Below are 14,035 nucleotides of genomic sequence, written 5' to 3'. Positions count from 1 at the left end.
ACGGGGTCGGGGCCGGTCAGGATCTGCGCATAGGTGGTCTCCCAGGCGTCGACCTCGCAGCCGAGGGCGGCCAGGCGCTCCAGGTATTCGGTGGGCTCCAGGACGGTGGCCGGGTCGCGGAGGCGGGCGGCGAGGCGCTCGCGCCACTCGGGTGCGTTGCACAGGTCGCGCAGCAGGGTGTGGCTGGGGGCGGTGAAGTTGCCGGGGACCTGGAAGGCGAAGGTGCCGCCGGGGCGCAGTCCGGCCAGCCAGGTGGGGAAGGCGTCGGGGTGGCCGGGGATCCACTGGAGGGCGGCGTTGGAGACGATCAGGTCGTAGGGCTCGTCCGGCGCCCAGTTCCGCACATCGGCCTGCCGGAGGCCGAGGCGGCCGCCGCCGGTGGTGGGGCCCGCGAGGGGCTGGGCCTCGGCGAGCATCTCGGCGGAGTTGTCCAGGCCGGTGACCTGGGCGTCGGGCCAGCGGTCGAAGAGCAGGGCGGTGACGTTCCCGGGGCCGCAGCCCAGGTCGGCGATGCGGGGCGGGCGGCCGGAGTCGGTGGGCAGCTCGGGAATGTGGGCCAGCAGGTCCAGGAAGGGGCGGGTGCGGTGGCCGGCGTGGCGCAGATACTGCCGAGGGTCCCAGTTGGGCGCGGTGGTCATGGTCGGTCCCCCTGCGGGTACGGTCGGGTACGAGGTGCCGTGGTCGCTTCCGCGCGTCCCGGCGCCTTACCGTGCTCCACGTTATCTCTTGACGTCAAGAGACTTCATGTCGACAGACCCACTACACTGATCGCCATGGAGGACGAGGTCGATCGGCTGGTCGCGGCGTGGCGGCGGGAACGCCCCGACCTCGATGTGGAACCGCTCGAAGTGCTCAGCCGGGTCAGCCGGCTCGCCCGCCATCTCGACCGGGCACGGCGGATCGCCTTCGCCGAGCACAATCTGGAGCCCTGGGAGTTCGACGTCCTGACCTCGCTGCGCCGGGCCGGGCCCCCGTATCAGCTCTCCCCCGGGCAGCTGCTGACCCAGACTCTGGTCACCTCGGGCACCATGACCAACCGTATCGACCGGCTCGCCAAGAAGGGGCTGGTCGAGCGGGGGCCCGACCCCAGTGACCGGCGCGGTGTGCTGGTCCGGCTGACCGCCGAAGGGCGTGACCGCGCCGATCAGGCACTGGCCGGGCTGCTGGACCATGAGCACGCCATCCTGGCCGAGCTCTCCCAGGCCCAGCGCGCCGAACTGGCCGCGCTGCTACGCCAGCTGACCGCCCCGTTCGACAATCTCCCCGGCTAGGTCGACCGGGCCCACACCGGCCCGCCGGGCCAGCGCCACGGCCGCGAGCGTGGAGTGCACACCCAGCTTGCCCAGCACATTCTGCATATGGGTGCGGACGGTGTGCGGGGAGAGGAAGAGCCGCTCGGCGACGGCCTTGCGGCCGAGCCCGGCCACCATGCAGCGCAGCACCTCCCGCTCACGCGGCGTCAGCGACTCGACCAGGCGCTCGCTTTCGGTGCGGTGCTTACGGGCGGCCGTCAACTCCCGCAGGACGCCGGTGAGCAGAGCGGGCGGCAGATGGGTCTCCTCCCGCAGCACTCCCCGGATGACCGCGAGCAGCCGGACCAGTGAGCAGTCCTTGGCGACCCAGCCGGACGCCCCGGCCTGCAGCGCCGCCGCCGCGCGGCGCGGATCGTCGCGCTCGGCCAGCACCACGGTGCGCACCCCCGGCTGGGTGGAGCGGACCGCGCCGACGAGCGATATGCCATCGGCCGCCCGGCCGTTCACCGCCCGGGCGGGGCCGCCATGGGCCCCGGGGCCACCATGGGCCCCACCGTGCGGCCCGCCCTGCGCCCCACCGTGCGGCCCGCCGTGCGCGCCGACGTGCGTCCCGCCATGGATGCCGCTGTGCGCCGTGCCGTTCGCCCCGCCGTTCGGCAGCTCGGCCGGCACCGGAAGCGGTGGCCCCACACCGTCGGCGGCCGTGCCCAAGTCGGCGTCGACCAGCAGGACGTCGAAGCGGCGCCCCTCCGCCGCCGCGCGCTCCAGACAGCGCAACGCCGCCGGACCGCTTCCGGCCGCCGCCACGTCCACGTCCTGCTCCGCCGCGAGGGCGGCCGCCAAGGACTCGGCGAAAATACGATGATCGTCGACCACGAGAACCCGAATACGTGCCACGAACAACCCCCCACGACGCCGGATGAAAGGTTCCGGATACACCGGGAAACAGTGCGGGTACGGCGCCCGGCGCAAGGTCACCGCAAGCCGCACGGCCGCCGCCGTGCAGTGATTGCTACCCCACCCCGGACGTCGTACCTGACTGTCTCGCCCCCTGATAAGCGTCGGCCCCCACCGACGCTGTACTCAGAGTAAGGCCGTGGTCTCATATAGGAAGCGGATTGGCGAAACTGACTGCTCTCGGCTGTTCACTGTGGGTTTCTTGTTCGCTCTTGGGGAGTACGAGATCCAGGAGCGACGAAAATTTACCGAGAGGCGATCAAAGGCCGGTGGGTACGGCCCCCTACAGCCGTCGCGCCCCCGCACTCGGCACCGCCGGGAAGATCCGCGGCGCCCGGTGCCCGGCCGCGCCGAACGCCTCGGTCACCGCCTTGCTCACCGCGTCCGCGTCCGCCTCGGCCACCAGCACGATGGCCGAGCCGCCGAAGCCGCCCCCGGTCATCCGCGCCCCGAGCGCCCCCGCCGCACATCCCGTCTCCACGACCAGGTCGAGCTCCTCACAGGAGATCTCGAAGTCGTCGCGGCAGGAGGCGTGCCCGGCGGTCAGCACCGGCCCGATGGACCGGGTGTCCCCCGCGTCGAGCCGCTCGATGACCTCCTCCACCCGGCGGTCCTCGGTCACCACATGGCGCACCCGCCGCCGGGTGGCCGCGTCGCAGCCCAGCCGCTCCAGCTCGGCGAGCGTCGCGTCCAGCCCCTCGAAGGGCACGTCCCGCAGCGCCCGCACCCCGAGCGCCCGCGCGGCCGCCTCGCACGCGGCGCGCCGGCTCGCGTAGGCGCCGTCGCCCAGCTCGTGCTTGACCCGGGTGTCCACGACCAGCAGCCGCAGCCCCTCGGCCGCCAGGTCGAACGGCACCTGGCGCTGGGTGAGATCACGGGCGTCGAGGAAGAGGGCGTGCCCCTCGGTGCAGCACGCTGACGCCATCTGGTCCATGATCCCGCAGGGGACGCCCACGAACGCGTTCTCCGCGCGCTGGCACAGCTGGGCGATGCGCGGCGGGGTGAGCCCCAGCCCGTACAGGTCGTTGAGCGCGGTGGCCGTGGCCACCTCCAGCGCGGCGGACGAGGACAGCCCGGCGCCGGTGGGCACGGTGGACTCGAAGTGCAGATCCGCACCACCGGCCCCGCCCGTCAGCAGCCCCGCCTCGCGCAGCGCCCAGACCACTCCGGCCGGATAGGCCGCCCAGCCGCCGCGGTCACCGCCGCCGGCGCCGCCCGCGACCGGCGCAAGCTCCTCGGCCCGCAGCTCGACGACCCCGCCCGGGACGTCGCCCGAATGCAGCCGCAGCACCCCGTCGTTGCGCGGGGAGGCGGCGGCCAGGCAGGTGTGGGGCAGGGCGAGCGGCATCACGAAGCCGTCGTTGTAGTCGGTGTGCTCGCCGATCAGATTGACCCGGCCCGGCGCCGCCCAGACGCCGCCGGGCTCGGTGCCGTAGACCTCGCGGAACTCCGCCGTGATCCGCCCGGGGCCGTGCTCGTCCGTCACTGACTCTCCCTCCGCTGCGCGAACTCCCATGCGTCCGCGACGATTCCGGCCAGGTCGGCGCGGGTCGGGCGCCAGCCCAGGCGCTCCTTGGCACGCTCGGCGGAGGCCACCAGGACCGCCGGGTCGCCGCCGCGGCGCGGGGCGGCGATCTCCGGGATGGGGTGGCCGGTGACCTGGCGCACCGTCTCGATGACCTCGCGGACGGAGAAGCCGTTGCCATTGCCGAGGTTGCAGATCAGATGCTCACCGGAGGACGCCGCGCCGAGGGCGAGCAGATGGGCGTCGGCGAGGTCGGCGACGTGGATGTAGTCGCGGACGCAGGTGCCGTCGGGGGTGGCGTAGTCGTCGCCGAAGACGGAGATGGCCTCACGGCGGCCCTGGGCGACCTGGAGCACCAGGGGGATGAGGTGGGACTCGGGGTCATGGCGCTCGCCGTAGGCCCCGTAGGCGCCCGCGACGTTGAAGTAGCGCAGGGAGACCGCGGCCAGGCCGTGGGCGGCGCACTCACCGCTGATCATGTGATCGACGGCGAGCTTGCTGGCCCCGTAGGGATTGGTGGGCGCGGTCGGGAGGTCCTCGGTGATCGGGACCTGGTCGGGCTCGCCGTAGGTGGCGGCGGTGGAGGAGAAGACGAGGGTGCGCACCCCGGCGTCACGCATCGCGGCGAGCAGCTCGGTGGTGCCGCCCACATTGTTGACCCAGTACTTCTCGGGGTTGACGACGGACTCGCCGACCTGGGAGAACGCCGCGAAGTGCAGCACGCCGTCGTAGGAGGGGCCGAGCCACTTGGCGGCGTCCTGGATGCGGCCCTCGATGAACTCCGCGCCCTCGGGGACCCCGGCGCGATGGCCGGTGGAGAGGTCGTCCAGCACCGTCACCCGGTGCCCGGCTTCGAGCAGATGCGCCGCGACCACGCTGCCGACATAGCCGGCACCGCCGGTGACCAGGTACTTCTTCTGCTGCGCATTGCTCACTTGCTCGCTACCTCTCGCAGTCGCTCGGCCGCGGCCTCCGGCGGCACATCGTTGATGAACACATTCATGCCGGATTCGGAACCCGCGAGAAACTTCAGCTTGCCGGAAGTGCGGCGGATGGTGAAAAGCTCGAGGTGAAGTGCGAATTCACCGCGGTCGGTCAGGTGGTACGGCGCCTGGTGCCAGGCGGAGATATAGGGCGTGGGCGGCTCACCCTCCCCGAAAATCCGGTCGAAGCGCTTCAAGAGTTCCAGATACATCTGTGGAAACTCTGTGCGCGCGGCCTCGTCCAGCGCCGGCAGGTCCGGGACCCGCCGCTTCGGGTAGAGGTGCACCTCGTAGGGCCAGTGGGCGGCGTAAGGCACGAACGCGACCCAGTGCTCGCCGTCGAGCACCACCCGGCGCCCGTCGGCCAGCTCATCGGCGACCACATCATCGAACAGATTCCGACCGGTGGCCGCACGGTGCTCGCCGAGCGAACGGAGCATCAGCCGTGTACGAGGGGTCACAAAGGGATACCCGTAGATCTGGCCGTGCGGATGGCCGAGGGTGACGCCGATCTCCTTGCCGCGGTTCTCGAAGCAGAAGACCTGCTCGACGGCGGGGTGTTGGGCCAGCTCGGCGGTGCGGTCGGTCCAGGCGTCGAGCACCAGAGCGGCCTGTTCGGCGTCGAGGTCGGCGAAGGAGGCGTCGTGGTCGGAGGTGAAGCACACGACCTCGCACCGGCCCGAGTCACCGGCCAGCGAGGGAAAGCGGTTCTCGAAGACCACGACGTCGTAGTCGGAGGCGGGGATCTCGCTGTGCCGCCCCTCGCGGGAGGGGCACAGCGGGCATTCGTCGGTCGGCGGGTGGTAGGTGCGGGCCTGGCGGTGGGAGGCGATCGCCACCCGGTCGCCGAGCAGGCGGTCGTGCCGGATCTCCGAGCGGGTCGCGATGGGGTCGAGCGGCCGCTGGTCGACGGCGTCGCGCACCGCGTCGTCGCGCGCGTCGTAATAGATCAGCTCGCGTCCGTCCGCAAGCCGCGTCGCCGTCTTCTTCACTCCGCCAGCTCCTGTCATATGCACCCAACACAACTCAACATAATGAACCACAAGCCAACAGTGCCGTCAATGTGCGGCGTAGGCGCTCGGACAAACCACAAGAATTCGGATACGTTCACCGAACGTTTCTGGTGCATTCCGTTCAGGCGATGAGGCGAGACCATGCACTATCTGGCCGAAGGGCTACGGCTCCCCACCAACGCACTCGACTACACGATCCTGATCCTCTATTTCGCCGTCGTCCTCGGCGTGGGATTCGCCGCCAGAGCGAGCGTCAAGACCAGCCTCGACTTCTTTCTCTCCGGCCGGTCGCTGCCCGCGTGGGTCACCGGCCTGGCCTTCGTCGCCGCGAATCTGGGCGCCCTGGAGATCCTGGGGATGGCCGCCAACGGCGCGCAGTACGGGGTGTACACGGTGCACTGGTACTGGGTCGGGGCGATTCCGGCCATGGTCTTCCTCGGCCTGGTGATGATGCCGTTCTACTACGGTTCCAAGGTACGGTCCGTCCCCGAGTTCCTGCTGCACCGCTATGGACCGTCCTCGCATCTGCTCAGCTCGATCATCTTCTCGATCGCGTCCGTGCTGATCGCGGGGGTGAACCTCTACGCGATGGCGATCGTGGTGGAGGCGCTGCTGGGCTGGCCGCAGTGGGTGGCCATCGTGGTCGCGGGGCTCTTCGTGCTCGCGTACATCACCCTCGGCGGGCTCTCCTCGGCGATCTACAACGAGGTGCTGCAGTTCTTCGTGATCCTGGCCGCCCTGATCCCGCTCACCGTCGTCGGCCTCCGGCGGATCGGCGGCTTCGGCGGGCTCAAGGACTCGCTCACGGACTCCCACGGGCCCAATTTCGTCTCCGCGTGGGGCGGCACCGGCATCGGCTCGGCCAACCCGCTGGGGGCCAACTGGCTGACCATCGTGCTGGGCCTCGGCTTCTGTCTGAGCTTCGGCTACTGGACGACCAACTTCGCCGAGGTGCAGCGCGCCCTGTCGGCCAAGAACCTCTCGGCCGCTCAGCGCACCCCGCTGATCGCCGCGTTCCCCAAGATGTTCATCCCGCTGATCGTGGTGGTGCCCGGGCTGATCGCACTGGTCATGGAGCCGGACATCGGCTCGAAGAAGAGCGGGCTGCAGTACAACGACGCGATTCCGCTGCTGATGAGCGAGCTGCTGCCCAACGGGGTGCTGGGGCTCGCGGTGACCGGGCTGCTGGCCGCCTTCATGGCGGGCATGGCGGCCAATGTGTCGTCCTTCAACACGGTCTTCACCAACGACATCTGGCGGGCGTATGCGCGGAAGGGCCGGTCGGACGAGTACTACCTGCTGACCGGGCGGGTGGTGACGGCGATCGGGGTACTGGCCGGTATGGGGACGGCGTTCATCGCCTCCTCGTTCAGCAACATCATGAACTACCTCCAGACCCTGTTCTCGTTCTTCAACGTGCCGCTGTTCTGCGTCTTCATCATCGGGATGTTCTGGAAGCGGGCCACCGCCGCGGCCGGGTTCTGGGGGCTGCTGTGCGGCACGGTGGCCGCGCTGATCAACTACTTCTGGCTCTACCGGGCGGACGTCATCTCCATCCCCAGCGACCAGGGCGCCAACTTCGTCTCGGCCATCGTGGCGTTCGTGGTCGGCGGGGTGGTGATGGTCACGGTGACACCGTTCACCAAGCCCAAGCCGGTGGAGTCGCTGGCCGGTCTGGTCTACGGCACCACCGCGCCCGGGGTGGCCGAGCCACCGGCGCCGGGCGACGAGGCGTGGTACCGCCGTCCGGCCGTGCTGGGCTGGAGCGCGCTGATCCTCGCGGCCCTGTGCTACATCCCGTTCTCCCTGTGACCCTTCCGGGATTTGTGACCCTTCCGGGATTAAGGAGCGTGCGCCATGAGTGAGGAGTACGAATACCGGCACGAGGTCGAGGACCTGGAGCAGAAGTCGGCGACCGCGGCCCGGCTGTTCGATGTGCGGCGGATCATCGGCGGGCTGTTCGTGATCTACGGGATCATCGTCCTCATCGCCGGGTTCACCGCCTCGGACGCGGATGTGAGGAAGGCGTCGGGCATCAACATCAACCTCTGGACGGGGTCGTGCATGCTCGCGGTCGGCCTGCTCTTCCTGCTCTGGATGAAGCTCAGGCCGCTGTCCGCGCCCGGGGCCGGGCCCAAGCCGGAGCCCGCTCGGCCCGGGGGCGGCCCCGGGGCCGGAGAGCCCGGGGACCGAGAGCCCGGGTCCGGAGCGGGCTGAGCGACGCGGGCACCCGGCCACCGCGCCCGGCACGGCCTGAGGCCTACGGCGCCGACGCGGGCGGTTCAGGCGCGGGAGGCGGCTGGGGCGGGGCCGACACGGTCCGGCGCGTCGCCGCGCGGTCCAGCAGCCCCGTACGCGCCGCCAGGGCCGCCGCCTCCAGCCGCGAGCCCACCCCGAGCTTCATCAGCACCCGCTGCACATGGGTGCGGGCCGTGCTGGGGGCGATCCCCATGCCCGCCGCTATCAGCCGGGTGTCCTCGCCCTCGGCGACCCGCACCAGCACCTCCACCTCGCGCGGGGTCAGCATCCGCAGCAGCCGGGCCCCCTCGTCGTCCGGCTGGGCCGCGGGGTTGAGCAGCTCCGCGAACGCCCCCTGGAGCAGTTGGGGTGCCACGGCCGCCTCGCCCGCGCGCGCCTTCATCATGGCGCGTTCGACGCCCTCGATCCGCTCGTCGTGGCGCACATAGCCGGACGCCCCGGCGGCGAAGGCGGCGGCTATGCCGCGCGGGCTCGGCACCGGGCCGAGCACCACGACCGCGACCTGCGGCCGCTCCTTCTTGATCCGCGCCACCGGGTCGAACACCCCCGGCTCGGCGGGTGCCGCCGTGCCCAGCAGGCACACCTCAGGTGCCCGGCTCACCACCAGGTCCGCCGCGCCCGCGCTCGGCGCCGCCGCGGCGAGCACCCGGTGCCCGCGCAGCTTCAGCGCCGAGGCGAGCGCCTCCGCGAGCAGACGGTGATCGTCGACCACCATGAGTCGCACGCCCATGAGCTCCCCCCATTCGCTCAGGGGGGAAAGCTACACGCTTGTTCGACGTTGCGCGCCCCTTACCGGGCAGAAGCCCCTCGGAATGCCGAAATCCCGGCCATTCGTGCCTACTTGACGTCCGGTTGACGTCCCAATCCGATCGATGCGGCCGGGTTCCCCGGGGGCGCGCACCCCGGCGCTCCGCCGGCGCACACAGCGGCGGCCCCGTCCGTACGGTGTCGTACGGGCGGGGCCGCCGTCAGGTCGGTCGGGCGGACGCCGGAACGTCAGCTCGCGCCGAAGATGATCGCCAGCGGGTCGTCCCGGTCGTAGGTGCCCGAGGGCTTGCTGGCGTAGACGTCGCTCATGTAGAGGTGCTCCCCGGAGTAGATGATCTCCGAGTAGCTGGGGCTGAACTTCTGCTCCATCTCATGGCTGGCGACGGGGTTCTGCAGCAGCTTGGTCTTGGCGTACGACTTGGGGTCGATCCGCCAGACCGCGCCGCCGGTCTCCCAGGTGCTCTCCTGGTAGGCGAGGACGGAGCCGTCCTTGTCCAGCCCGAGCGGGGTGAGGGCGGCGCCCTTGACCCCGTCGGTCTTCCCGATCGGCTTGCCGGTCTTCAGGTCGAAGGCCACGACCTCGTTGGCCGTCGCGGCGCTGGAGTCGGTGCGGTCCTCGGAGCCGAGGAAGAGGGTGTTCGCCGACTTGGAGACGGCGAGCTTACGGCAGCCCTCGACGTTGGTCGACTCGCACTTTGCGTCGTACTTGCCGTTCTCGGTGCCGATCTTGCCGAGCACCTTGCCGGTCTTGGCGCTGTCGTCGATGGCGAGGAAGTCCGAGACCGCCGAGCCGGTGGAGTCACCGGCGTCCAGGCCGATCACCAGCGGATCGGTGGAGGCGACGTGGACGTAGTCGATGCCCTGCGAGACCTTGTAGGCCGACTTCACCGCGCCCGTCTTCGGGTTCAGCGTCTGGACCTGGATCTGCGGATTGTCGTAGTCGCCGCAGCGGCGCACCGCGACCAGCTTGTCCTCGCCGCCCGCGTAGCCGTCGTCCGAGCACTGCTCGCCCGACTTGGGCTTCCACAGGGACTGGCCCGAGGTGGACCAGGCGGCGCCGCCGCTGGTGCCGCCCGCGGCCACGGTGCCGCCGCCGATGGTGACCTCGTCGAAGGAGACCTTCTCGTCACCCTCCTTGACGTTCCGGTGCCACAGCATCTTGCCGTTCTTGAGGTCCAGCAGCCCGATCTCGGTGCAGCTGGGGTACTTGTCCTCGGCCGACGGCTTGGCCTCCTGGTAGAGGACCGTGGTCAGGCCGTCCTTGGTGAGGTGGTCCGAGGACCAGCAGACCGCGCCGTCCAGCGGGATCGTCCACTTGGCGTCGCCGCCGCTCAGCGGATAGCCGACGATCTTGTAGACACCGGCCTTCACGAAGGTGTCGTCGGTGGTCCACATGCCCTCGACGGTGACCTGGTCGGAGACCTTGGGCATCGGGACCTTGTTGAGCAGCTTGGCGTCCACGGCCTTGGCGGGCTTGTCCCCGCCGCCCGTGGTGCCGCTGGAGGCGCCCTGGCTGGACTGCTTGTCCTTGCCCTTGGCCTCACTGCCGCCGCCGTCGTCCTTGGTGGCGAACCAGATGCCGCCGCCGATGATCAGCGCGACCGCGACCACGGCGCTGACGATGATCGCCATGCGCTGCTTGGACTGGCCGGAGCCACCGGGGCCGCCCGGACCGGGGCCGCCGGGGTACTGGGCCTGCGGCGGCTGCCCGTACTGCGGCTGGCCGAATTGCTGCTGTCCGTAAGGCTGCTGGCCGTACTGCGGCTGACCGTAAGGCTGCTGGCCGGATCCGTACGGCGACGCGCCGCCCTGGGGCGGCTGGCCGTGCACCGGCTGATCCGGGTAGCCGTAGCCGCCGGCGCCCTGCGGGGGCGTCTGCGGCGGCGTCGGCGGTGCCGACGGCGGCGGAGGCGGCGGGGTCTGCGGCGGCTGGCCGGGTGCCTGCGGATAGCCGTAGCCCTGCTGGCCCGGAGGCGGTGTGGGCGGCTGCTGTGGGTAGCCGTAACCAGGTTCCTGCGGCGCGCCGAAGCCGCCCTGCGGCGGCTGGTTCGGCGGCGGAGGCGGCTGTGACATGCGAATTCCTTCAGATGCGGGACCCGTCGTCCGACCGGCCTCCCCCGCGATCCCGGTGAGTCAAAGCCCCCCGGGAAGGAGCGAATCGGACAGGGCACCCCGCCATTGAGCGGAAGGCAGGCGGGAGTTCTTTGTATCACCCGTAAGGGGCGCAATAGGGACCAGTGCCCAGGTCATCGATCAGCTGAGACCGGCCTGTGACGCGACCGTTGCCAGGGTGCGCGCCACCGCCGCACAATCTCTTCACACGATGCTTTCAGGCCAGTCACATCGCGCGTCGTAGGCTCATGCGTCGTCGGCTCATGCGTCGTCGGCCAGCTCCAGCCAGCGGGTCTCCAACTCGTCCCGCTCCCCCGTCAGCTCGCGCAGTTGGGTATCGAGCTCGGCGACCTTGGCGAAGTCCGTGGCGTGCTCGGCGATCCGCTCGTGCAGCTCGGACTCCTGCTCGCTGATCCGGTCCAGCCGCCGCTCGATGCGCTGAAGCTCCTTCTTGGCGGCGCGCTGCTCGGCCGCCGACCGCTGCCGGGCGGCCTGTTCGCCGGTCTTCTGCTTGGCGGGCGCGGCGGCGGCCGGGGCGGCCGCGGCCAGGGCGCGCTGCCGCCGCTCCAGATACTCGTCCACACCGCGCGGCAGCATCCGCAGGGTGGCGTCGCCCAGCAGCGCGAGCACCCGGTCGGTGGTGCGCTCGATGAAGTAGCGGTCGTGGCTGATGACCACGAGCGAGCCGGGCCAGCCGTCGAGCAGGTCCTCCAGCTGGGTCAGGGTCTCGATGTCCAGGTCGTTGGTGGGCTCGTCCAGGAAGAGCACATTGGGCTCGTCCATCAGCAGCCGCAGGATCTGGAGCCGGCGCCGCTCACCGCCGGAGAGATCGCCGACCGGGGTCCACTGCTTCTCCTTGGTGAAGCCGAACTTCTCGCACAGCTGGGAGGCGGTCATCTCCCGGCCCTTGCCGAGGTCGACGCGCTGCCGGATCTGCTCGACGGCCTCCAGGACCCGCAGGTTCCGGTCGAGTTCGGCGACCTCCTGGGACAGATACGCGAGCCTTACGGTCTTGCCGACCACGATCCGGCCCCCGGCGGGCTGCTGTTCGCCCTCGCTGCGGGCGGCCTCGGCGAGGGCGCGCAGCAGCGAGGTCTTGCCCGCGCCGTTCACCCCCACCAGCCCGATCCGGTCGCCGGGCCCCAGCTGCCAGGTCAGATGCTTGAGCAGCACCTTGGGCCCGGCGGTGACGGTCACGTCCTCCAGGTCGAAGACCGTCTTGCCGAGCCGGGAGTTGGCGAACTTCATCAGCTCGGCGCTGTCGCGGGGCGGCGGGACGTCCGCGATCAGCGCGTTCGCCGCCTCGATGCGGAAGCGGGGCTTGCTGGTGCGGGCGGGGGCGCCGCGGCGCAGCCAGGCGAGCTCCTTGCGCATCATGTTCTGCCGCTTGGCCTCCTCGCCGGCGGCGATGCGCTCGCGCTCGGCGCGGGCGAAGACGTAGTCGCTGTAGCCGCCCTCGTACTCGTGGACGGCGCCGCGCTGGACGTCCCACATCCGGGTGCAGACCTGGTCGAGGAACCAGCGGTCGTGGGTGACCACCACCAGGCCCGAGCGGCGGGCGCGCAGATGCCCGGCCAGCCAGGAGATGCCCTCGACGTCGAGATGGTTGGTGGGCTCGTCGAGGACGATCAGGTCCTGCTCGGCGATCAGCAGCTGGGCGAGCGCGATACGGCGGCGCTCACCCCCGGACAGCGGGCCGATGACCGTGTCGAGGCCTTGGGGGAAGCCGGGCAGGTCGAGCCCGCCGAACAGCCCGGTGAGCACGTCCCGGATCTTGGCGTCACCGGCCCACTCGTGGTCGGCGAGGTCGCCGATCACCTCATGGCGGATGGTGGCCGCGGGGTCGAGCGAGTCGTGCTGGGTGAGCACGCCGAGCCGCAGATCACCGGCGTGGGTGACGCGGCCGTCGTCGGCGGGCTCCAGCTTGGCGAGGATCCGGATGAGCGTGGTCTTGCCGTCGCCGTTACGGCCGACGACGCCGATGCGGTCGCCCTCGTTCACTCCGAGGGAGACGCCGTCCAGCAGGGCACGGGTGCCGTACACCTTGCCGACGGATTCAACGTTGACCAGGTTGGTCGCCATCACACTCCATTACGCGGATCGATCGGCATCCCAGGGTAGTCGCCGCGCGGGGCGCCTCGCTCAGGCGCCGACCAAAGGCTGAGGCGCGGACCAACGCTCAGGCGCCGACCAGCCGCTCGCTCAGGCGTCGACCAGCCGCTCAGACGCCGACCAGCCGCGCCCCGGGGACCGGGCCGGAGGTGACCCGGACCGTACGGCAGGTGCCCGAGGCGGCCAGCGCCGTCGCCACCCCCTGCGCGGCCTCGATGTCCTTGGCCAGGAAGGCGCAGGTCGGACCGGAGCCGGAGACGAGGGAGGCGAGCGCGCCCGCGTCCGCGCCGGCGCGCAGGGTGTCGGCGAGCGCGGGGCGCAGCGAGAGCGCGGCGGGCTGGAGGTCGTTGGAGACGGCGGCGGCCAGCGCGGTGGCGTCGCCGGTGCGCAGCGCGTCCAGCAGCGCCGGGGAGGGCTCGGGGTCGGGCACATCGGCGGCGCTCGCTCCCGCGCCGGACGCCTCGCGCAGCCGGTCGCATTCGCGGTAGACGGCGGGGGTGGACAGCCCGCCGTCGGCCACGGCGAACACCCAGTGGAAGGTGCCGCCGGTCTCCAGCGGCGTCAGCAGCTCGCCCCGGCCGCGGCCGAGTGCCACGCCGCCGACGAGGCTGAAGGGGATGTCGCTGCCCAACTCGGCGCAGAGCTCGAGGAGTTCGGCCCGGGTCGCCCGGGTGCCCCACAGCGCGTCGCACGCCAGCAGCGCCCCGGCGGCGTCCGCGCTGCCGCCCGCCATGCCGCCCGCCACCGGGATGTCCTTGGCGATGTGGAGGTGCACGCCGGGCTCGATGCCGTGCCGCTCGGCGAGCGCGAGAGCGGCGCGGGCCGCGAGGTTGGTGCGATCCAGCGGCACCTGGCCGGCGTCCGCGCCCTCGACGGTGATCCGGAGGGCGTCGGCGGGGGTGGCGGTGACCTCGTCGTGGAGCCCGACGGCGAGGAAGACGTTGGCGAGGTCGTGGAACCCGTCGGGACGCAGTCCGCCGACAGCGAGCTGGACGTTGACCTTGGCGGGCACACGGGCGGTCACGGGGCGGCTCACGGGGCTCCTCGGTGGGG

At 71.3% G+C, this 14,035-nt stretch carries 12 protein-coding genes; 3 read left to right on the top strand and 9 right to left on the bottom strand.

The window, feature by feature from the left end; all coding sequences use genetic code 11:
• Positions 1-638 (bottom strand): methyltransferase domain-containing protein (locus tag GWI24_RS28330; RefSeq protein WP_210948736.1); only part of this gene is annotated, 638 nt, incomplete at its 3' end.
• Between the two features lie 135 nt (positions 639-773).
• Between GWI24_RS28330 and GWI24_RS28325 the strand changes: the two genes are divergently transcribed.
• Complete coding sequence (locus GWI24_RS28325) at positions 774-1,271, top strand: MarR family winged helix-turn-helix transcriptional regulator (RefSeq protein WP_014054422.1); 498 nt, start codon at positions 774-776, stop codon at positions 1,269-1,271.
• Here GWI24_RS28325 and GWI24_RS28320 read toward each other — a convergent pair.
• The 4 genes from GWI24_RS28320 to galT form a co-directional block, all read right to left on the bottom strand.
• Positions 1,230-2,150: a response regulator transcription factor gene (locus tag GWI24_RS28320; protein ID WP_210948735.1), complete on the bottom strand. Its 921-nt coding sequence runs from the start codon at positions 2,148-2,150 to the stop codon at positions 1,230-1,232. The two genes, GWI24_RS28325 and GWI24_RS28320, sit on opposite strands and share 42 nt — an antisense overlap.
• Positions 2,151-2,493: 343 nt before the next feature.
• A complete protein-coding gene (gene galK, locus GWI24_RS28315; protein ID WP_210948734.1) occupies positions 2,494-3,726 on the bottom strand; it encodes a galactokinase in 1,233 nt (410 codons plus the stop codon).
• The gene (gene galE / locus GWI24_RS28310) at positions 3,693-4,670 is read right to left on the bottom strand and encodes a UDP-glucose 4-epimerase GalE (RefSeq protein WP_210948733.1); all 978 of its coding nucleotides are present in this window, start codon (positions 4,668-4,670) and stop codon (positions 3,693-3,695) included. Before galE ends, galK begins: the two co-directional genes overlap by 34 nt.
• Complete coding sequence (gene galT / locus GWI24_RS28305; protein ID WP_210948732.1) at positions 4,667-5,710, bottom strand: galactose-1-phosphate uridylyltransferase; 1,044 nt, start codon at positions 5,708-5,710, stop codon at positions 4,667-4,669. Before galT ends, galE begins: the two co-directional genes overlap by 4 nt.
• A 162-nt stretch (positions 5,711-5,872) precedes the next feature.
• On the opposite strand from galT, the gene GWI24_RS28300 reads away from it, so the two are divergent.
• Positions 5,873-7,543, top strand: a complete 1,671-nt coding sequence (locus GWI24_RS28300) for a sodium:solute symporter family protein (protein WP_210948731.1) — start codon at positions 5,873-5,875, stop codon at positions 7,541-7,543.
• 45 nt (positions 7,544-7,588) lie between these two features.
• Positions 7,589-7,948 carry a hypothetical protein gene (locus GWI24_RS28295; RefSeq protein WP_210948730.1) on the top strand — a complete coding sequence of 120 codons (360 nt, stop codon included), beginning with the start codon at positions 7,589-7,591 and terminating at the stop codon, positions 7,946-7,948.
• A 43-nt stretch (positions 7,949-7,991) separates the two neighbouring features.
• On the opposite strand, the gene GWI24_RS28290 is transcribed toward GWI24_RS28295, so the two are convergent.
• The 4 genes from GWI24_RS28290 to GWI24_RS28275 form a co-directional block, all read right to left on the bottom strand.
• Positions 7,992-8,720, bottom strand: coding sequence for a LuxR C-terminal-related transcriptional regulator (locus tag GWI24_RS28290; RefSeq protein WP_210948729.1), 729 nt, complete (start codon positions 8,718-8,720; stop codon positions 7,992-7,994).
• 266 nt (positions 8,721-8,986) lie between these two features.
• Positions 8,987-10,831: a hypothetical protein gene (locus GWI24_RS28285; RefSeq protein ID WP_210948728.1), complete on the bottom strand. Its 1,845-nt coding sequence runs from the start codon at positions 10,829-10,831 to the stop codon at positions 8,987-8,989.
• A 300-nt stretch (positions 10,832-11,131) separates the two neighbouring features.
• Positions 11,132-12,952: an ABC-F family ATP-binding cassette domain-containing protein gene (locus GWI24_RS28280; RefSeq protein WP_210948727.1), complete on the bottom strand. Its 1,821-nt coding sequence runs from the start codon at positions 12,950-12,952 to the stop codon at positions 11,132-11,134.
• A gap of 139 nt (positions 12,953-13,091) precedes the next feature.
• A complete protein-coding gene (locus GWI24_RS28275; RefSeq protein ID WP_210948726.1) occupies positions 13,092-14,018 on the bottom strand; it encodes a 4-(cytidine 5'-diphospho)-2-C-methyl-D-erythritol kinase in 927 nt (308 codons plus the stop codon).
• Positions 14,019-14,035 lie beyond the last annotated feature (17 nt).

The organism is Streptomyces sp. MK37H (genome assembly GCF_018035285.1).
GTDB lineage: Bacteria > Actinomycetota > Actinomycetes > Streptomycetales > Streptomycetaceae > Streptomyces > Streptomyces endocoffeicus.
Note: the sequence above shows the minus strand (reverse complement) of the source record. Positions and strands in the feature narration are given on the sequence as shown.